At 61.2% G+C, this 20,106-nt stretch carries 14 protein-coding genes and 2 pseudogenes; 6 read left to right on the forward strand and 10 right to left on the reverse strand.

Annotated elements, in window-relative coordinates; translation table 11 throughout:
- Positions 1–192: 192 nt before the first annotated feature.
- Positions 193–486 (forward strand): annotated as a pseudogene (locus tag V5B59_RS14565) (site-specific integrase); the annotation flags it as partial.
- Between the two features lie 294 nt (positions 487–780).
- Complete coding sequence (locus V5B59_RS14570; RefSeq protein WP_211203498.1) at positions 781–1,161, forward strand: hypothetical protein; 381 nt, start codon at positions 781–783, stop codon at positions 1,159–1,161.
- Here V5B59_RS14570 and V5B59_RS14575 read toward each other — a convergent pair.
- The 8 genes from V5B59_RS14575 to V5B59_RS14610 form a co-directional block, all read right to left on the reverse strand.
- The gene (locus V5B59_RS14575; protein ID WP_332351419.1) at positions 1,158–2,462 is read right to left on the reverse strand and encodes an IS701 family transposase; all 1,305 of its coding nucleotides are present in this window, start codon (positions 2,460–2,462) and stop codon (positions 1,158–1,160) included. The genes V5B59_RS14570 and V5B59_RS14575 overlap by 4 nt on opposite strands.
- A gap of 706 nt (positions 2,463–3,168) precedes the next feature.
- The gene (locus tag V5B59_RS14580; RefSeq protein ID WP_034908625.1) at positions 3,169–3,678 is read right to left on the reverse strand and encodes a hydrogenase maturation protease; all 510 of its coding nucleotides are present in this window, start codon (positions 3,676–3,678) and stop codon (positions 3,169–3,171) included.
- 248 nt (positions 3,679–3,926) lie between these two features.
- Positions 3,927–5,438, reverse strand: a complete 1,512-nt coding sequence (locus V5B59_RS14585) for a Ni/Fe hydrogenase subunit alpha (RefSeq protein ID WP_332351984.1) — start codon at positions 5,436–5,438, stop codon at positions 3,927–3,929.
- Positions 5,439–5,449: 11 nt separating this feature from the next.
- Positions 5,450–6,004 (reverse strand): NADP oxidoreductase, encoded by a 555-nt coding sequence (locus V5B59_RS14590; protein ID WP_034908618.1) that lies wholly within the window; start codon positions 6,002–6,004, stop codon positions 5,450–5,452.
- Position 6,005: 1 nt separating this feature from the next.
- Complete coding sequence (locus tag V5B59_RS14595) at positions 6,006–6,737, reverse strand: 2Fe-2S iron-sulfur cluster-binding protein (RefSeq protein WP_332351985.1); 732 nt, start codon at positions 6,735–6,737, stop codon at positions 6,006–6,008.
- A complete protein-coding gene (locus tag V5B59_RS14600; protein ID WP_332351986.1) occupies positions 6,734–8,575 on the reverse strand; it encodes an NAD(P)H-dependent oxidoreductase subunit E in 1,842 nt (613 codons plus the stop codon). The genes V5B59_RS14595 and V5B59_RS14600 overlap by 4 nt, the downstream gene beginning before the upstream one ends.
- Before the next feature lie 119 nt (positions 8,576–8,694).
- Positions 8,695–9,648, reverse strand: coding sequence for an ISAzo13 family transposase (locus tag V5B59_RS14605; RefSeq protein ID WP_332352159.1), 954 nt, complete (start codon positions 9,646–9,648; stop codon positions 8,695–8,697).
- Positions 9,645–9,866, reverse strand: a complete 222-nt coding sequence (locus V5B59_RS14610) for a hypothetical protein (RefSeq protein WP_248594609.1) — start codon at positions 9,864–9,866, stop codon at positions 9,645–9,647. Before V5B59_RS14610 ends, V5B59_RS14605 begins: the two co-directional genes overlap by 4 nt.
- 375 nt (positions 9,867–10,241) lie before the next feature.
- Between V5B59_RS14610 and V5B59_RS14615 the strand changes: the two genes are divergently transcribed.
- Entirely contained in the window at positions 10,242–11,657 is a 1,416-nt protein-coding gene (locus V5B59_RS14615) for a bifunctional enoyl-CoA hydratase/phosphate acetyltransferase (RefSeq protein ID WP_288130731.1), read from the forward strand.
- Between the two features lie 468 nt (positions 11,658–12,125).
- Positions 12,126–15,011, forward strand: coding sequence for an adenosylcobalamin-dependent ribonucleoside-diphosphate reductase (locus tag V5B59_RS14620; protein ID WP_332351987.1), 2,886 nt, complete (start codon positions 12,126–12,128; stop codon positions 15,009–15,011).
- Between the two features lie 60 nt (positions 15,012–15,071).
- Here the strand turns inward: V5B59_RS14620 and V5B59_RS14625 are convergent, their stop codons facing one another.
- Entirely contained in the window at positions 15,072–16,259 is a 1,188-nt protein-coding gene (locus V5B59_RS14625; RefSeq protein ID WP_332351557.1) for an IS4 family transposase, read from the reverse strand.
- Between the two features lie 622 nt (positions 16,260–16,881).
- On the opposite strand from V5B59_RS14625, the gene ltrA reads away from it, so the two are divergent.
- Together ltrA and V5B59_RS14635 are read left to right on the forward strand one after the other, a co-directional pair.
- The gene (gene ltrA, locus V5B59_RS14630; protein ID WP_332351545.1) at positions 16,882–18,219 is read left to right on the forward strand and encodes a group II intron reverse transcriptase/maturase; all 1,338 of its coding nucleotides are present in this window, start codon (positions 16,882–16,884) and stop codon (positions 18,217–18,219) included.
- 83 nt (positions 18,220–18,302) lie between these two features.
- Positions 18,303–18,638 (forward strand): annotated as a pseudogene (locus V5B59_RS14635) (IS1380 family transposase); the annotation flags it as partial.
- A gap of 13 nt (positions 18,639–18,651) precedes the next feature.
- Here V5B59_RS14635 and V5B59_RS14640 read toward each other — a convergent pair.
- The gene (locus V5B59_RS14640) at positions 18,652–20,013 is read right to left on the reverse strand and encodes an IS4 family transposase (protein ID WP_434735629.1); all 1,362 of its coding nucleotides are present in this window, start codon (positions 20,011–20,013) and stop codon (positions 18,652–18,654) included.
- Between the last annotated feature and the right edge of the window lie 93 nt (positions 20,014–20,106).

Genomic DNA, 20,106 nt, shown 5'->3' on the forward strand with positions numbered 1-20,106 from the left:
AGGCGGTCCGGTTGCCGGAGGGGTTGGGGGTCTGGGCGAAAACAGTCATGGGTTTTTCACTTCGTCTCGATCGGGAAGGCGTTGGACGAAGCCGCTGCGCGGAGGATCCGGTGGCGATGCGCTCGCATCAGAATATGACCTCACCCCTCGAACGAGGGACTCTCCCCTGACGAAACTGGAGGTCATGTTACGATGAGCACATCACCGGAAGCAACGTTTGATCGCAACTACGCACGGCATCTGCAACACCTGACCCTCAAGGGGCTGCAACCGAAGACCATCGAGGCGTACTCGCGCGCCATCCGGCGGATCGGCGAGCGGTTTGATCATCAGATTGACGCACTGTCCGAGCAGCAATTGCTGGACTACTTCACCGAACTGGTGGCGTCGCACTCGTGGAGTTCCGTCAAGCTCGATCTGTATGGCTTGAAGTTTTACTACGAGCACGTCTTGCGCCGGCCCTGGGCGATGCCCGGCCTGATCAAGTATGGGATGGATTGCCCAGGAACCTGGGAGATCCTGTGTATTCGACCAACTCAAGCAGCCCTGAGCACGGGGCTGGGCCAGGCCCTGGTGGGTGTCTTCACTGCCAAGGGAGCGAACGACGAAGACAAGAGTTGGAGCGGGGAAGCGAATCCATAAGTGACCCCGTATTCGGCACAGGAAGTCTTAGTGCCTTGATAGTACTGATGACGTCGGGGAACGCGGCTCGCGCGAACCCGACCGAGAAAAGCGGGGCACTGTCGTACAGAATCGCTTTTGAGAAGCATGGAGGGTGCTTTGAAACCTGACAACGTGTCAACGAAACAGGAGCGAATAGCCAGCTTGGCGAGAAGCACCCGCGAAATGGCATTGACTTCCTTAAACCATTACATTGACTACGAGTGGATGCACTATGCCTATGAATGCACGCGCAAAGATGGCGCGGTGGGAGTTGATGGTCAGACGGCGCAGGAGTATGAAGTGAAGTTGCAGGAAAACCTGCTCAGTCTGATAGACCGACTCAAATCGGGCCGTTACCAAGCGCCACCAGTCCGTCGGCACTATATTGCCAAAGCGGATGGCGGCCAGCGCGGGTTGGGCATTCCTTCCTTCCTTCGAAGACAAGGTGGCGCAGCGGGCCATTGTGATGCTGCTGGAACCTATTTACTTCTACATTAACAGATTCTAATGGCATTTTTGGGTGCTGGCGGCTGCCTTCGGTAGGCGCTGTCGCGGGCGCTTTGTCGCCGTGCATGACGCTCGGCGATGATTCGCACGAGGTCTTCGCGACCGTGAATCTTCACCGGGAGCTGCGCCACGAGCATGTCGACGACATCGGCACAGGACAGTAACTCGGCGTAGGGTGAGTGTTGCCGCCGCTCCTTGACGAGAAAGAGTAGTGCAACGCAGACGAGCGCCATGTGGTTGTACCAAGCCCGCCACTTGCGTACCTGGTAGTCGGCCATCCCACAGCAACCTTTCGCATTCTCGAAGGCGCGCTCGATGAAGTGGCGCTGTGCCTGCATGCGTGCCAGCTCGCGAAGTGGCGTGTCGGGCGCCGCGTTGGAGAGCATGAACTTCACCTCCTTGCCATCGCGGCGTGCCAGGAGATGCCATTGGCGGGCCTGTGCGCTGTTCGGATGACTGATCCACACGCGGGTATGGGCAAACATCGCGCGCACTTCACCCTTCTCCCCGTCGCGCAGGATCACCGGGTGCCACTCCTTTCGTTTCAGGCGCGCGGCCCATTCGCGGGCTTCCCAGGCCGGTACCCACGCCTTTCCCGGATCGGTAAAGTAAAACTGCTGGTCGCTGTGCACCTCGGTGGCGAATACCTCACCTGCATCGTCCCAATCAAACAGCAGCCAAGTCGCGTGGCCATAGAGGCCGTCGGCACCGATGAAGCCAAAGCGCACCCCGGCGGCTCGTGCCCGCTTGACCATCTCGGCAGCCATCTGCGGCTTAGTCCGAAAGACCCGTGCCGATTCCGGAATCCCCGCTTCCTGGCAACGCTTGGCGTCTTCAACCCAACGCTCTGGAAGGAACAATTCGAAGTCGATGATCGCCGCCTGCGACCCTCGTGCCAAGGCGGCATACACTCCAACCTGCGAGTTCTCGACCTTACCCAGGCGACCGTTGTACTGCCTGGCCACGCCCGCTGAATGGTCGCCCTTCTTTTGGACCCCAGACTCATCGAGCAACAGTCCCGTCTCTGGCCCACCGATCCACTCGTCCGCTTGTCGCGCCGTCTCCCGACGCACATTCTCAAAGTCCCATGCAGCATCGCTCAACATGTGGTGGAGGCTGTAATACTCGGTCTCCGCCACCGTCTCGCTCATCTGTTCCAGGTTCGCACGAGGGCTTTGAAAAAGGCCCCGCAAGTACTGTTCAGCTTGCTCGGCCGTGCTTCGCGTTTTACTGCGGAAACACTCCCGGAACGACTGAAAATGGCTGGTCAGATTCTCGCAGCAGCTGGCCACCGCACGCCCGATCCCAAATAAATAAATTTGGCGATTTCATCGTCATACTCCTTATGTGGTAGAGCATTAGATATGTAGCTCAATAGCCTGTATTTCAACCATTTTAGAAATGTGGCAAAGTAGAATTAATCAACAGTGTCGCCGTATGCGCCATTGGCAGCTACGAGAGCAATATGAACGGCTGTGTCGCATGTTGCGCGGACACTATGCCTACTATGGCATAACCGGCAACGCGGACAGTCTGAGTAGCCTGCATCACGCGGTTCTCCGCTTATGGCACAAGTGGCTATCGCGTCGATCGCGGCAGAAGAGTTACCTGTGCTGGGAAGCATTTGGTCAAGTACTACAGGCTTTTCCCCTACCCAAACCGATGATCGTCCATCGCTATGTCCGTACGTGAGCGAAGCTGTACGATGAGGAACCGAGTGCCTTAATTGGGCTCGCTCGGGTCTGTGAGGGGTGAGGGGGGTAACCTCCTCGCCTACTCGGAACGTGGTGGAGTGTCGATATGCTCGATCATGGCTGTGGGTGCGGCATTTCGCACCCACAGCCATGATGACTGGCTGCGGTTTCCTACTCGATCATTCTCTGATGCCATCAACTTCCGTGAATATTGAAACATCAAAAACGTTGGCGGTACACATCTGCTGCTGCCCATCGCTGCGGGCGCTCTTCCAATAGCGAAGCTGACTGTCCGCTTTGAAGTCTACTCTCCCCCGCTCTCGCGAGCCTGCCAGGCGCCCACTTCAGCGGCACGACACAACTCTTTGAGGAGTTCAAACGCGGCATTGGCGTGGCGCGTCGCGGCGGTGCTCAAGCCCTCCCCCAACTCGAAGCGCTGACCGCGCACACAGAGCACGAAAGCCGGCGGCGGCGCTTCCTGATTGATGCGCGCGAGGACGGCGAGCACCGATTCGGGAGGCAGCGAATGCGTGCTGGGGCTGGCGGAGTCGATGGCCTGCGCCCGACGAAAGACAAAAGGCGCGTGCGTCTGCTGCCCGGCGTCGATGAACAGCGCCAGGCGCCGTCCGACGAGGTCCAGTGCATGCTCGACCTGCCACTGGAAGTCGCCGATCAGCTCGAAGTCGTCGGCCAGACCAGCGCAACCCGAGGATTCGAGCCAGGCCTGCAGGCGATCGAGGAGGATCGGTCCGAGTGCATCGTCGCCGCGGCTGGGGTTGCCGCAGGCCAGAATCACGACCGGGGCGAGCGACACTTCCGGCGCTTTCAATCTCTCAGGTTCGCAGGTCGGGTTGGCGTCGCCCTTCGGCGTTGCTCAGGACAGGCGCAACCCGACACTTCGGCCTCAGGATGTTGGGTTACGCTCTGCGGGCTAACGGTCATGACTTTCCAGGCACCCCCGATCATGAAAGTCATGACCGTTTCCCTCTCCCTCAACCCCTCTCCCGCAAGTGGAGAGGGGAGTTTCGTGAGTCGCTGAAGCGACTTTCACATTAACCCAACCTACGACTGGGCGCATGTCGGAGTCGGGGCGTTCGATGGGTTTGAACTGATTTGCTCGATGACGCGCCCGGCCGCATCGTGCAATTCGAGCTGTAGCGGCATCTTGCCGAGGGCATGCGTGGCGCACGACAGGCAGGGGTCGAAGCAGCGGATGGCGACTTCGATGTGGTTCAGGAGGCCCTCGGTCAGTTGGCGTCCGTTCAGGTAGCGCTGGGCGACGCGGCGGATCGCTTCGTTCATCGGTTGATTGTTGTGCGTCGTCGACACGATCAGGTTGCACATCGTCACCAGGTCGTCGTCGCCGACGCGATAGTGGTGGATCAAGGTGCCGCGCGGTGCTTCGATGACGCCGACGCCCTCGCGGTTGCGAGCGCCGCTGGTGGTCAGTTCGCTACCCGAAAGGTCGTCGTCGTGCAGCAGATCCTTGATCGTCTCGGCGGCGTGCAGCATCTCGATCATGCGCGCCCAGTGGTAGGCCAGCGGTGCGTGGATCAGCTTGCCCTCACCGTGGTCGATGAACTCGCGCCGCTCGGCTTCGGCGAGCGGCGTCGGGATCGAGTCGCAGTTCTGCACGCGTGCCAGCGGGCCGACCTTGTACCAGCCATTCTGGGACCCAAGCGCCGCCAGGAAGGGGAATTTCATGTAACTCCACGGCTTGACTTCCTCGCGGATCAATTGGTGGTAGTCCTTGACGTGGGCGCCATCGACGATGATCCTGCCGTCGGCGTCACGTGCGCGCAGGCGGCCGTCGTAGAAGTCGAGCGCGCCGTTGGCGCCGACCAGCGACAGGAGGTTCGAGCGGAAGGTGCCGAAAACGTCGTAGAGCGCGGGATTGGCGGTGTACAGGCGCTTGACGAGTTGCACCGCCGACCGGCCCCAGCCGATGATCGGATAGATGTCGGCCAGCAGGCCGTCGCGCTCCTCGCGCGAGAGCGCGCGATTGACTCCGCCGGGAATCGCGCCGGTGCCATGCACACGCTTGCCGGCGGTCAGGCGAATCACCTCCTGGCCGAACTTGCGCAGCAGCACGCCCTGCTTCGCGACCTCGGGATACGCTGCCGCGACGCCGACGATGTTGCGCCGGCTGGCCTCGCTGTCAAAACCGAAAAGCAGGTCCGGCGATGAGAGATGGAAGAAATGTAGCGCATGCGACTGCAGGATCTGCCCGTAGTGCATGAGGCGGCGCAGCTTCTCGGCGCTCGGCGTGAGTTGCCCGACGCCGACGACCTGGTCGAGCGCCTTGGCAGCCGCCAGGTGGTGCGAGACCGGGCAGATGCCGCACAGACGCTGCACCATCACCGGTACTTCCCAGTACGGGCGACCCTGGATGAACTTCTCGAAACCGCGGAATTCGACGATGTGCAGGCGAACCTGCTGCACCTGATCGTTCTCGTCGAGCAGCAAGGTCACCTTGCCGTGACCTTCGACGCGCGACACCGGGTCGATTGCCAGCCGGCGCAGCGTGCCGGCGTCGGCTGGCGCAGTTTCGAGTGCAAACAAGGCGCCTTCCATACTGGCCTCCATCAATCAAAATGCAGCAGGGGATGTCCGAGCCGTGGCGTCCGCCCATCGAGCAGGTCGGTCAGGAACTTCCAGATGGCGTCGCCCGACGGCGGGCAGCCGGGAATGAAGTAGTCGATGCGGACGATTTCATGAATCGGGTGCACCTTGTCGAGCGGCAGCGGCAATTCCGGATCGTTGGGCACCTGCCCGTTGACGATTCCCGGCCCGGTCAGATAGACCTCCTGCAGGCACCGACCGAGGTCGAGATGGTTGCGCTGCGCCGGCAGCCCGCCATTGACGGCACAGGCGCCAATGGCGATCAGTACCTTGCAATTGCGGCGAAACTCCTGCAGCACGTGGATGTTCTCGGCGTTGCAGATGCCACCTTCGACCAGGCCGATGTCGCAGGGGCCGCAGGTCTTGATGTCGGTCAGCGGCGAGCGGTCGAATTCGACCCGCTCGAGCAGTTCCAGCAAACGCTCGTCGATGTCGAGAAAAGCCATGTGGCAACCAAAGCAGCCGGCCAGCGAAGTCGTCGCGAGACGCAGTTTCCGGCTCTGGGGCACAGCGTTCATCTCAGGCCTCTTCCTCGGTCGCAGTCCGGTTGGCCAGGCGCTCGACCTGCATGCCGATCGGCTCGACATCGTAGCGGCGCCTGCCGATCGGGATCGCGAAGCCCTTGCGTTTCTCGATGATCACCCCGACCGGGCAGACATGCGCCGCCTTGTCGGCCAGGGAAAAATCGGTGTCGGCGAGCCGCCCGGACTCGGCATTGACGATCAGGTGCTTGGTCAAGCCCCGCCCGGAAAGGGCAAAGACATTCTTGCCATCGACGTCACGGCTGGCGCGCACGCACAGCTCACAGAGAATGCAGCGATTGAAGTCGAGCAACAGATCAGGGTGCGAAGCATCGAGCGGCCGGTTTGGATAGAACTGGTTGAAATGCGGCGACAGCATTTCGAGTTCGTAGGCCAGCGCCTGTAGCATGCAGTTGCCGCTCTGTTCGCACGAGGGGCAGAAATGATTGCCTTCGACGAACAGCATCTGCAGCATCGTCCGCCGCTTGTCGTTGAGATCCGGCGAATTGTTCTCAACCTCCATGCCATCCTTCGCCGGCATCATGCACGACGACACGTAACGGCCGTTGGCCTTCACCGTACATAATTTGCAACTGCCTTGCGGCTTGAACTCGGGGTGATGACAGAGGTGAGGAATGAATATCTCGGCGGCCATCGCCGCGTCCATGATCGTCTGTCCGTCCTCGAAAGGCACCGGCAGGCCATCGAGCAGAATACTTTGCGTTTTCATGGTGCATATCCCGTCAGTCGGGCGGCAAGACCGAAATGCGCCGCCGCATCGTCGCGCCCGGTCATCTGGCGAGCCGCGTCGAGTGCCTGGTCGAGGTCGAAAGCCGGCGCGAAGTCGAGCGAGCGCAGGTGTCGCTCATACGCCGGGCGAAACTTGTTGAGCGTATCGAACAAGGGATTGCACGCCGACTGGCCGAGCCCGCAATGGCTGGCGGCATGCAGCAGGCGATGGATCTTGAAGATCTCGTTGATGTCGTACTGCGAGCCACGCCCGTCGGCGATCTTGTCCATGCAGTTGGCGACCAGCGCGGTGCCTACGCGGCAGGGCGTACAAAAGCCGCAGCTCTCGTGCGCGAAGAAGTGGGCGAAATTGCGCGCCACCTCGAACATGTCGCGATGCGCGCCGAAAACCATGAAAGCGCCTGCCGTCGGCACATCCTCGAAAGCAATGTGGCGGGAAAACTCGTGCATCCCGAGACAGATTCCCGAAGGCCCGCTGATCTGCACCGCCTGCGCGTTACCGGCGCCGCAGTCCTTGAGCACCTGCGCCACCGAAACGCCGAAGGGGTACTCGTAGATTCCCGGCGTTTCGACGTCGCCCGAGATCGACAAGAGCTTGGTGCCGGTCGACTGCTTGGTGCCCAGGCCGGCGAACCAGGCGCCCCCATGGACCGCGATCAGCGCCGCCTTGCACAGCGTCTCGACGTTGTTCACCACCGTCGGCTGCCCGCGATAACCGACGCTGACCGGAAAAGGCGGACGAATCCGCGGCACGCCGCGCTTGCCTTCGAGCGATTCGAGCAGCGCCGATTCCTCGCCGCAGACATAGGCTCCGGCACCGAGATGAATGTCGATCTCGAAGTCACGACCAGCCTGGCCGCACAGCGACTTTCCCAGGAGGCCGCTCTGTCGGCGCTGCGCGAGGTTTGCATGCAACGCCGGCAGCAGGTATGCATACTCGCCGCGCAGGTAGAGCAGGCCCTTGCTGGCACCGATGGTCAAACCCGCGACACTCATGCCGTCGAAAACCAGGTCGGCGTAGCTGGAGAGCAGCACGCGATCCTTGAAGGTGCCGGGTTCGCCCTCGTCGGCATTGCAGACCACGTAGCGGCTGGGGTGCTCGCCCTGGCCTTCCGCCCGGCGTGCCGATTCCCACTTGATCTGTGTGGTGAAACCGGCTCCCCCGCGTCCGCGCAGATTGGAAGCCTTCATTTCCGCAAGCATCGCCTCGGCGCCGCGCGCAATCGCCGCCCGAATCGCTTCGCCGGCTGGCCAGCACACGTTCAGCAGGACATCGCGGCGGCGCAGATTGTCGTCGACCCGGAAGTATTCCCCCGGCCAGTCGGTCAGTGGCACCTCTGCCCGGATCAGTTCGCTGATGCGGTCGATGCGCTCGGCCGACAAGCGTGTCAGCGCCCGCCCATTGACCAGCAGCGCTGGCCCCTGGTCGCACATGCCGGTACAGGAAGTGGTATCGACGCTGACCAGGCCCTCCTCGGAAACCTTGCCGCGCTCGATCCACAGCCGATTGCACAGACGATCCATCAGCTCGGCGCTGCCGAGCATGCGATCGGTGATGTTGTCCGAGAACAGCACGCGATAGCGACCGACCGGTGCCAGGTGCAGGAAGGAATAGAAACCGGCGACGCCTTCGACGCGCGCGCGCGGCAGCTTGAGCGCCCTGGCGATCGCAGTCAGCGCCGCCGCCGGCAGGTAAGCCAGCACCTCCTGCACCGCCAGCAGAATCTGCAGCAACTGGCCCGGATCACCGCCATGACGGTCGATGATCGGCTGCAGCAGTTCGTCCAGCCTTGCGGCATCAATACATTCTTCCGTCACGACAGTCTCCCAGCGAGCGTAGCGATTTCCGAGCCACGGCAGGAAGCCTAGCCTCTCCATCGCGGTGCGTACTGATGCAGGTCAACAATATGGAACGCCCACGAAATAACTTCCCGGTTTTATGCTGTTGAATTTGGCAGGATGGTGTAATTCCATGGGGGCAGTAGTGCATCGGCGACGATGCGCAGGGATGCCTTGAGATCAAGCGCCGCTTTCCGTCCGGTTTCGTAGACGCGATCGATAATATCGACGGTGACCTGAAGTCCAGTTCGAGTCTGGGTACGCTCGATCAGTTGTTTGACCAGAGGCACGCTTTCAAATACGACGCCTTCGCAAGCGCGCGTGACATGGGGGAAGACGCGGTGCTCAATCGGATTGTGCTTGGAGCAATACGGCGGGAAGTGGGCGATCCGAATTTCCAGCTTGAGCCGATTGGCAAGCGCTTGCAAGTCCTGCTGAAACAACGGCGAGCGTGAGGGGTTGCTGCCACCGCCATCGCACAGAATCAATATCTTATCGGCATTGGGATGATCGTGACGTCCGTGCAAAGACCACCAACGTTCCACGCTGTCACACGCGAACTGCGTGGTGTCATGACTCGTGCCCAGATTGACATGGGCTTTGTTCAAACCGATGTCGTACAAGCCATGCGGTACGACTTTGCCTTCGCTATAGCTGGGAAAGTCATGATCCAGCACGGCCAGGGTCTCTCGGGTGTAAAGCGTGCCGTTCCGGTAAAAATTGCCGAGCATCTCTTTCTTCTTGGTGTCCATGGAGAGTACGGGCTGACCAGCCGCCAGGTACGCGGCCTTGAGCGCTGTGATGTTTTCAAACTGCGGGTTGCGCTCAGGGTGCTGCTTGAACGACGTCTTCTTCTGCGCCTGACGGCGAACAAAGCCATGCTGCTTCAGCAACTGGCGAACAATCCGGCAACTGACCGGGGTTCCCGTCGCGCTAATGCGCCGGGCAATCTCCGGCTGGCGCAGATGGGTCCAACGAATGGCGTGCTGCGGACAGCCCGCCGTATGCTCTCGAACGACGTCCAGAAACGTCGTCGATAATTCGGGCGTCAGGTCGAGCTTACGCTTCCGCCCACCGCCTTTTTTCGGAGCTTATCCCCCGTCGCCTCTTCCGCTATGTCCAGGTCGGCCAGTCCTTGTCGGATCGTCTTGCTATCGATCTCAAACAACTGCGCGATGTACTGCTGGCCCCCATGCCCCAACTTGTCAGACTCCACCGCCGCGTACCGGCGACGATCCTTTTCCGATAGTCGCCGATAGAATTCCTTCATTCGCCGCTCTACGTCTTCCCGGTAATAGCCCACGCTGCATTCCCTTTGCTGTTTTCAGAACAACCAAGCAAGCAAGTGGCATGCCCGAGCGCACAGTCAAAACGGGAAGTTATTTCGTAGGCGTTCCTATGTCCAATCGGCCACGGGCCGGTTCTGCGCAGACCCAGATCGTCATGGTATTTTGTGTTGCATTGCAGCATAATGATATCCATCAGTGAGTCACTGCCGATTCCAGGGGGCGTCACTGCGGCAACTGGCCAGCCTCGTCGTTGCGAGAGCCTGCAGCCGGGTCGGAGACATTCTCCTGGGCGGTCGCGGGTACAATATCCCGGCCTCGTTCTGATCACCCCTGCAATCGTCATTCGGAGCCCCAGCATGCACTTTGAGACCCCTCTCGAATTTCTCGAAAGTCGAACCTACGACGAGATCAATGTCGGTGACAGCTCGTCACTGATCCGCACACTGCGCCCGGAGGATGTCAGACTTTTCGCCCTGATGTCCGGCGACATGAATCCTGCACTGGCCAATGCCGAATTCCGCCACAGCGGCCTGTTCCAGGATTTCATCGCGCACGGCATGTGGACCGCATCGCTGATGTCGACCACCCTGGGAACGCAGTTCCCGGGGCCGGGAACGGTCCTGATCGAATCGACCGTGCACTTTGCGCGACCGGTGACCATCGGCGACACCATCACCGTAACGGTCACCGTCAAACAGAAATTCGACCACAACCACCACATCATCCTCGACTGCGCCTGCTTCAATCAGGATCAGCTGCTGGTGGTGTCGGGCAGCGCCGAAGTGCTGGCGCCGCGGGAAAAGATCCGCACCAAGCGCACGACCATGCCGGAAATCACCATATCCGACAAATACGCACGCTTGCAGGTGCTGGTCAAGCGCGCCGAAGGCCTGGCACCGATCGACATGGCGGTAGTTCACCCCTGCGATCGTGAATCGCTCAGGGGCGCCCTGCTCGCCGCCGAGGCGAACCTGATCGACCCGATCCTGATCGGACCCGAGCAGAGGATTCGCGCCGTCGCCGAGGAAAATGGCTTCGACCTCGGACAGCACCGGATCGTGAACGTCAAGCACAGTCATGAAGCCGCGGCCATGGCCGTGACGCTGATCCGCAGCAACGACGCCGAGGCGCTGATGAAGGGCAGCCTGCATACCGACGAACTGATGGCCGAGGTGATTGCCCGCGGCACAGGCCTGCGCACCGAGCGGCGCATCAGCCATGTCTTCCTGATGGACGTGCCGACCTATCCGCGACCGGTGATGATCACCGATGCGGCGGTCAATATCCTGCCGACACTGCAGGAGAAGGTCGACATCATCCAGAACGCCATCGACCTCGCGCACATCATCGGCACCACCGAACCCAAGGTCGCGATTCTCTCGGCAGTCGAAACCGTCAATCCCAAGATCCAGTCCACGCTCGACGCCGCTGCGCTGTGCAAAATGGCCGACCGCGGCCAGATCAAAGGCGGGCTGCTCGATGGTCCGCTGGCCTTCGACAACGCCGTCTCGCTGGTCGCCGCCAAGACCAAGGGAATCAGTTCGGCAGTCGCCGGACGCGCCGACATTCTCGTCGTCCCCGACCTCGAATCCGGCAACATGCTCGCCAAACAGCTCGAATACCTGGGCAACGCACTCAGCGCTGGCATCGTCCTCGGCGCCCGCGTACCGATCGTTCTCACCAGCCGCGCCGACACTGCCGAAACGCGCATCGCCTCCTGCGTGATCGCCGCGCTGATCGCGCACGCCGCCCGCGAGAAACAGACGAGCTAGCAGCGGCTGCCCTTGGCGCCGGATGATGACGTTGGGCCTGCTGCCGCAGCTTGGGTTAGCCCGCAGGGGGTAACCCCACAGCCCCAAGGAAGTCGGGTTACGCTGCACTAACCCGACCTACCGGTTCTTCATTCCTCCGCCCAAATCTCCCTCACCTGTCGACGCCGGCGGTGCGCGATCGGCCGCTCCTCCGCTCACCGCCGCAGAAACTCCCCGAAAAATATTTTTCCGCCGCCGATGCGCCGCAAGCCGGTGATTTCACGGCTTTTCCCGAAGCCTGCAGGGTTGTCGGCGAATAACTACATCTAGTCTTGTGGTTGTCTTTCACCACTACATGCAGTAGCTTTACGGCTGTTCCGCCCTGCAGCCAGCGGCTTTGCCGAACCTGGATCTGCACGTCCAGGCACGCCCATCAGCCGCACGACTTCGATCAAACTTCTTTGCCATCCATCCTCCGAAGGACAGCCCATGAGCCAGCTCGTACATCAACTACCCCTGTCCGAAGTCGCCGAAGCGCCGGCGATCGTGCCACTTGCCGAGCAGGAAATCTCCGCCGAAGTGCTCGTCGAAAAGTACGCCAAGGGCCATGAAACCTCGGTTCACGATGTTCGTCGCCGCGTCGCCCGCGCCCTTGCCGCTGCCGAGGAAGAAAAGCAGCGCGCGCACTGGGAAGCTCGCTTCCTGTGGGCGCAGGAGAACGGCTTCGTCCCCGCCGGACGCATCAACTCGGCCGCCGGCACGACGCTCGCGGCGACGCTGATCAACTGCTTCGTGCAGCCGATCGGCGATTCGGTGGTCGAAATCGTCGATGGCAAGCCCGGCATCTACAGCGCCCTGGCCGAAGCCGCCGAAACCATGCGGCGTGGCGGTGGCGTCGGTTACGACTTCTCGTCGATCCGCCCGATCGGCGCGCTGGTCAAGGGCACGCAGTCGCGCGCTTCCGGACCGGTGTCCTACATGCGCGTTTTCGACCGCTCGTGCGAGACCGTTGAATCCGCAGGCGCCCGCCGCGGTGCGCAGATGGGCGTGCTGCGCTGCGATCACCCGGATATCGAGGTCTTCATCCATGCCAAGGATCACGGCGACCTCTCCAACTTCAACGTCTCGATCGCCGTCAGTGACGCTTTCATGCAGGCCGTCGAAGCCGACGCCGAAGTCGAACTGACGCACCGTGCCGAGCCCAACCCGGACATGAAGCGCGGTGGTGCCTTCCAGCGCGAAGACGGTGTCTGGGTGTACCGCCGCGTGCGCGCCCGCGACCTTTGGGACCAGGTGATGAAATCCACCTACGACCACGCCGAACCGGGGATCCTTTTCCTCGACCGCATGAACAAGGACAACAACCTCTACTACTGCGAAGTCATCGAGGCCACCAACCCCTGCGCAGAACAGCCGCTGCCGCCCTATGGCTGCTGCTGCCTCGGGTCGATCAACCTGACCCTGTTCGTCCGGGACGCTTTCAGTGCGCTCGCCGAGTTCGACTTCGATGCTTTCGGCGAAGTCATCCAGGTGTCGACGCGCATGCTCGACAACGTCCTCGACGTCACCGCCTGGCCGCTCGCCCGCCAGCGCGAGGAGGCCGCCAACAAGCGCCGCGTCGGGCTCGGCTTCACCGGCCTCGGCGACACCCTGTGCATGCTGCGCCTGCGCTACGACCGCCCGGAAGCGACTGCGATGGGCGCGCGCATCTCCGAATTCATGCGTGACACCGCCTACCGCGCGTCGGTCGAGCTGGCGAAGGAACGCGGCGCCTTCCCGCTGTTCAACGCCGAACTCTACCTTTCGGGCGGCAACTTCGCGTCGCGCCTGCCGGTTGAAATCAAGAACGAAATCCGCAAGCATGGCTTGCGCAACTCGCACCTCCTGTCGATCGCGCCCACCGGAACGATCTCGCTGGCCTTCGCCGACAACGCCTCGAACGGCATCGAACCGCCGTTCTCCTGGACCTACAGCCGCAAGAAGCGCATGGCCGACGGCACGCTCAAGGAATACGCCGTCGAGGATTATGCCTGGCGCCTCTACAAGCACCGCGGCGGCGATGTCGACAAGCTCCCCGACTACTTCGTCACCGCGCTCGAAATCTCGGCACAGGCGCACAAGAACATGGTCGCCGCAGTCGCCCCGTACATCGACACCTCGATCTCCAAGACGGTCAATGTGCCGGCCGACTACCCTTATGAGGACTTCCAGGATCTCTACCTGAGCGCCTGGAAATCCGGTCTCAAGGGCCTGGCCACCTACCGCCCGAACACCATTCTCGGGTCGGTGCTCTCGGTCGAATCGCAGAAACAGGCCGAGGACAAAAAGCAGCCGCAGGATTTCGTCACCGGTGACGCCAACCGCCGCCTGACCATCAAGACCCTGCCGGCGCCGGTGCTCGCCAGCCTGCGCTGGCCGAACCGCCCGCACCTGCCGGAGGGCAACATGGCCTGGACCTACATGATCGAGCACACGCACGGCAAGTTCGCGCTCTTCGTCGGCCAGGTCGACCAGGACGAACGCCGCTGGCCCTTCGAGGTCTGGGTCAATGGCCCCGAGCAGCCGCGCGGCCTCGGCGCCGTCGCCAAGACGCTGTCGATGGACATGCGCGCCAACGACCACGGCTGGCTGGCGCTGAAACTCGAATCGCTGGCCAAGACCGCCAGCGACGAAGGTTTCGAGATGCCTTTCCCGCCGCATGGCGAGCGCAAGCGCATGCCCTCGGTGGTTGCCGCAATGGCCCGGCTGATCCAGTTTCATGTCGAACGCCTCGGCGCTTTCGAGTACGAAGGCACGACGCCGGTGCTCGACGCGATGTTCAGCCTCAAGGAACCGAAGACCGGCACCGACGGCACCTTGTCGTGGACCGTCGATGTCTATAACCCGGCGACCAGCGAAGACTTCGTCCTCGGCCTCAAGGAAATCACCCTGCCCGACGGCGTCACCCGTCCCTACTCGGTGTGGCTGTCCGGCAACTACCCGCGCGCCCTCGACGGCCTGACCAAGCTTCTGTCGCTCGACATGCGCGTCATCGACCCGGCGTGGATCGGCATGAAGCTGCGAAAACTCCTCGACTACCCCGAACCGCTCGGCGACTTCATGGCCTTCATCCCCGGCACCCGCCGCCAGACCACCTACCCCTCGACGGTGGCCTACCTCGCGCAACTGATCATCCACCGCTACGCGATGCTCGGCATCCTCGACGAGACCGGCCTGCCCAGGCAGCAGATGGGGATTCTGCAGACGCCGGCAGGCAGCACGGCCACGCAGCCGACACATGGAAAACTATGTAGTGAGTGTGGGAATCTGACGGTGATCCGGAAGGACGGATGCGATTTCTGTACGGCTTGTGGGGCGGTGGGGAGTTGTGGCTGAGGGGGTGCAGGCACGGCCGGGGGCATTTGCGGGCAATGCTCTCAACCTATCAGAACATAGTCATACCCCGTTTTTGTAAGCATGTGATAAATGTGGTTTTTTGGTGAAATTTCTGGGAGATGACCTGTTTGGTTTTATCTGGACGAGGTTCTTGATGAGTTCGTCGAAGACGGAGGCGACATTGTCGAGAGCATTGATGCCCTGGAGGAGCCAGCGTCCGAGGGTGCGCTTGATGCGAGAGAAGGTGTCGCCGCGGTTGATGAAGTAGCGTGCGCGGGTATTGGGATCGAGGGATTCACTGGCGGCATGGACGGCCAGGGCATTGAGGTTGTCGCAGAGGATTTTTGCGCCGAAGTCTTGTTGTGCGGCCAGCCAGGACATGCCCGACAGGTGTTCGAGGGCCAGACGGTGCTTGAGCCGTTTGAAGGCTTCCTCAATTCTCCAGCGGGAGTGATAGAGCGCCCCGAAGGCGGCGGCGGGGTAGGCATCCAGATCGAGGAGCGAGGTCACGAGAACGCGCACCTTGTGGCCGAACACCTGGCGAATGAGTCGAACCTGGCAAGGAGTGCGGGCAATTTCGTAATCGAGCGCGTCCTGTTTGCAGGGGGCTGGCAGGGTGACGATTTGCTCAAGCAGGCCGGATCGGCGGAATGTCTTGATGACGTTGAAATTGAGGCTGTCGACCCGCATGCAGAAATGGAGTTTTCGCTGCCACAAGGCGGCGAAGAGCCAGTAGGCTGGGTAACCGCGGTCGAGCACGAGGAGGTCATTGTGGCGGAGTTTGTCGAGGTGTTCGAAGAGCATCTGGCGCTCGCCGACGTCGGTGGAGTAGAGCCTGGCGGCCAGGGTCATTTCGATCCCGGGCAGATAGAGCGCGAAGCCTTTGGCCTCGATCTTGTGGCGGACGGAGCGCTTGCCGTCACGGGTCTTGCCGAACAGGGTCAGGTGCAAGTCCGTGGCATCGCCGGCGACGACGCGCAGCCCGTGCCAGAGAGGAAAGCCGAACTGCGCATCGACCAGGGTGAGGAAATGATCGTTGAGAAGCGAGAAGGCGGCGGCCGACACCTGCTTCCGGGCTTTGGCAAAGGCCTGCGCCGAGACTTCTCGTGCCAGGTCGGCGCGGTTCGCCAGGTTGGCGAAGAAGGCGTCCAGTTCAGACTGCACTTTGGACGTGTACCCACCGAGCAGGCAGGCGATCAGGCGGGGAAAACTGAGGATGCCTGTTCGGGAGAAAGCCTTCTCCGTCAAACGCGACTGAATGAAAAAAGCTTGAGAAAAAAGGAAGTTAGAGAACGAGTCAACGACATTGACATAAAGATCTTGGCATATAAAATCTTACCTGGGTATCAAGGGGATAGGCATTTTGCCAGGAGCCTGCCCGACGTGCAACCGGGTATCTGACCGTTGATCAAATTATGACAATGGCGCGTTACGTTGAGAGCATTGCCGGTAGCATGAGGAAGCGGCGCCGTGGCGACACGGGGTCGTGAGTTTCCAACAGCAAGAGAGCAGGCCGTAACGCAAGTGAACCTATGAGTAGCCTCGTAAATTATGTGGAGGAGCCGACCCTGTGGTCAGAAGGGGAAGGCCGTTGGATGGGCGCTGGAATAACGGAAGTGGCGTCAATCGACTCCCGGGGTAGCAGGGATGGCATGTTCTTGAAGACTTACTGCCCAGTGCTGGAGGCCCGTCTGCGGAGGTGGGGAGACCACCGACTGCTGCGTATAAGGCAACGAAAGCGCAGCGGCTGCAGGCGGGAGTCGGAGGGGTTCATAGTACCGTCTGAGTTCGTGGGACAACATAACCCCGGACGAGGGAAGGGACCCTACTTTGTTCGTGCAACCGAAGAGCGGAGGATCGAGGGATTGCCATGTCGCTAACCACCCCGGACACGATCAGGACGCTACAGAGGAAGCTGTATGCCAAGGCCAAGCAAGAACCAGCCTATCGCTTTTACGCGCTTTACGACAAGCTCTACCGGGAAGACATCCTCAGTCATGCCTGGCGGCTTGTCCGGTCGAACCGAGGCAGTCCCGGTATGGATGGGATCAGCTTCGAGGCCATCGAGAGCGGAATCGGGGTAGAGACGTTTCTGCGGGACCTGGCCCGTGATCTGAAAGACAAGACCTACCGCGCCCAGCCGGTAAGGCGCGTCATGATTCCCAAAGCGGATGGCAGTCAGCGCCCGCTTGGGATACCGACGCTCCGCGATCGGGTCGCACAAATGGCGGTGAAACTCATCATCGAACCGATCTTTGAAGCCGACTTCTGTGAGCACTCGTACGGATTCCGGCCCAGGAGGTCGGCCCACGATGCCGTGGATGACATCGCCCACACGTTATGGGCCGGCTACACTCAAGTCATAGACGCCGATCTATCAAAGTACTTCGATAGCATTCCGCATGCCAAGCTACTGGCCGTGGTGGCCGAGCGTGTTGTCGATGGGGGGATTCTGCACCTCATCAAGCAATGGCTCAAAGCCCCGGTCATCGGCGAAGACGACAACGGAGTGAAGAAGACCGTAGGTGGTGGAAAAGCCAATCGCAAAGGCACGCCGCAGGGCGGCGTGATCTCCCCGCTCTTGGCCAACTGCTACCTGCATATTCTCGACCGAATATGGCAACGGCAGCACCTGAAGGGCAAGCTATCCGCACATCTCGTGCGTTACGCGGACGACTTTGTCATCCTGTGCCGAAAAGAGGTAGAGGAACCGCTGAAAGTGGTGCGTCATGTCCTGGACCGTCTGGACCTCAGCCTCAACGAGACGAAGACCCACATCGTGGACGCCACCCAAGCAAGCTTCAACTTCCTGGGTTTCACGATTCAGATGAGTCGAGGGGCCAAGACTGGAAAACCGTACCCGAATGTCCGGCCAGCAGACAAATCGCTGAAGAAAATCAAGGCGAGGCTGACGGAACTCACGGGCCGGAAACTGACCCCCATCCCCTTGAGAGATATCGTGGGAAACGTCAACCGCAGCCTGCGAGGCTGGGCAAACTACTTCCACTATCGAAACTCAAGTCTGGCGATGAGCAAAGTCAGATACCACGCGGAAGACCGGTTGCGAACCCATTTGATGAAGCGTCATCAGGTGAAGGACCGAGGAACTGGTTTCCGCCGGTTTCCAAGTGCTCATCTCTACGGGCGCTACGGGCTATACAAAGTTCCTACGAAGGCGGGCTGGAACTCGGCGCATGCCGTGGCGTGAAGAGCATCGGAAAGCCGTGTGCGGGAAAATCGCATGCACGGTTTGATGAGGGAGGGCAGGCGAAAGCCTGTCCTCTACTCTACACCTCAGGCCTGTTCAAAAGCATGGTCGGCTTGATGGCGCTAGGCAAGAATGACTTTGAAGCGATCGAACCTTTCCGCACGGATCGCTTCTTTCGCGAAGCGCTGTCGATTGGCAAGGTACCGAGCAGCGAATGGCTGCGCCAGCGGCTCGATGCCACGGGCGCTGAATTGCGCGCGCACACTGACGAGGCCAGCCTGCGATTGCTGGAACGCACCGAGGCGCCGATCACCGCGCACAAGGGCTACGTTTGCCTGGACTTCGATACGTTTACGATGGACAACAGCGGCACCCGGAAGGAAGAGGTCAGCCGCACCTATCAGGGGTTTGACGCATACCCTTACGCACAACTCATTTAGCATCAATGGATCGCATGAATTCGACTCCGCGGACGAAGTCGCGGAGTCGTGCGAAGCCCAGCCAGAGGGTCTTGACGCCGGGTTCGCCGTCGCACTTGCGGCCGAGGAAGCCGCCGAGCATGGCGATCTGGCGGATCATCTCGCGGAGAGTGGGCGGGGTGCTGGGCGGCTCTTTCTCTGCCAAGAGATACGCGCCCTTCCATTCTTCCTCGCTGAACAATTCGCAGGCGGACAGGTCCGGATGAGTACGCCCCAGTCGAACGAGGTGCGCCAGGCGCCACGCCACCACCATGTAAACCGCCAAGGCCAGTTCGATCTTGTCGATATGCCCCAGTTGCAGGGCTTCCACCCGACAGCCATTTTTGAGGACATTGAAAAATATTTCAATTTCCCAGCGCGCGCGATACCAGTCGATCAGTTCCGCGACCGCTTCGAGGCGGTCGGCCTCGCGATTGGTCAGCAAGCGCCATTCAATGGGCTTGACGCCTTTGGGTGCCCCGATCTCCTGAGCAATTACGCAGGTCACGGGGAGCAGACCGCCCTGGCCATCCGGCAGTTCGACACGGCGGGCAAAGAGTTTCTGGCGCACGGGACGGGCGGCTTCCTTGCCCCGCGCGGGCAGGAGGAATTCGATCTCGCCCAGCGCTTCGCCCGAGCGGACTTTCGCCCACAGTTTGCCGCCCTCGGGAAGGCAGCGATTGTGTTTGGAACGGACCATCCAGTCGGCAGGCGTTTCCAGCGCATGGGCTCGTTGCATCAGTCCGAGAATATCGGCTTCCCGATCAGCGACATAGACGAGGCGGGTACCGGGCATCGTGGCGGCGGCTTCGGCCACCCGCTCGTAGCCTTCTATCCAGCGGGTGCTCTCGAGGATCCCAGGACGGTTTCCATCGGCATCCTTGAACTCTCGTGCCCAGATCCAGGCATCCAGGATTCCCAGCGGTTCCCGGTCCGGGGTCACAACGTAGGTGGGATGCAGGTACAAGCCGCGCTGGGCCTCGTAACTGAGCGGCCCCAGTCCCTCAATCTGCTGGCCGTTGAAGTCGAGTTCGGTCGTGTCTTGCAGGCACAAGACCACCCGATGCTGGCGCATGCGGGCCATGGTGCATTCCAGGTGCGGCGTCAGGAGGTCTTCCCACCCGAGTCCCTGCTTTTTCTCGCTGGCCTGATCGAAAAAACGGTAGGCCGCCTGGGTCTCCACCCAGCCCGAACAGGCGCCCGGAATGCTCGCCGTGGGTCTCTCGGCAAAAGCGCTCGCTATCTTGATCAGTCGATTGGTCAGGCGACCATCTCCGAGTTTCGCTCCACCGAATTCTTTCGCCGCCCAGTCGTCCATGCCCATCGCTCCGCTCAAAGGGCGCACACCATACAGCATCCGCCCCAGACTGGCGGCAGGTGCGACGGAAAACGGGCGCGGGATCATGGCGTCAGGGCAGTCACGGGACTA

The organism is Candidatus Accumulibacter contiguus (genome assembly GCF_036625285.1).
Classification (GTDB): Bacteria; Pseudomonadota; Gammaproteobacteria; order Burkholderiales; family Rhodocyclaceae; genus Accumulibacter; species Accumulibacter contiguus.

Excerpts from the sequence above, each read along its gene's own strand:
- V5B59_RS14585 (WP_332351984.1), bottom strand. The coding sequence starts at position 5,438 with ATGGAAGGCGCCTTGTTTGCACTCGAAACTGCGCCAGCCGACGCCGGC.
- V5B59_RS14590 (WP_034908618.1), bottom strand. The coding sequence starts at position 6,004 with ATGAACGCTGTGCCCCAGAGCCGGAAACTGCGTCTCGCGACGACTTCG.
- V5B59_RS14595 (WP_332351985.1), bottom strand. The coding sequence starts at position 6,737 with ATGAAAACGCAAAGTATTCTGCTCGATGGCCTGCCGGTGCCTTTCGAG.
- V5B59_RS14610 (WP_248594609.1), bottom strand. The coding sequence starts at position 9,866 with ATGAAGGAATTCTATCGGCGACTATCGGAAAAGGATCGTCGCCGGTAC.
- V5B59_RS14615 (WP_288130731.1), top strand. The coding sequence starts at position 10,242 with ATGCACTTTGAGACCCCTCTCGAATTTCTCGAAAGTCGAACCTACGAC.
- V5B59_RS14620 (WP_332351987.1), top strand. The coding sequence starts at position 12,126 with ATGAGCCAGCTCGTACATCAACTACCCCTGTCCGAAGTCGCCGAAGCG.
- ltrA (WP_332351545.1), top strand. The coding sequence starts at position 16,882 with ATGTCGCTAACCACCCCGGACACGATCAGGACGCTACAGAGGAAGCTG.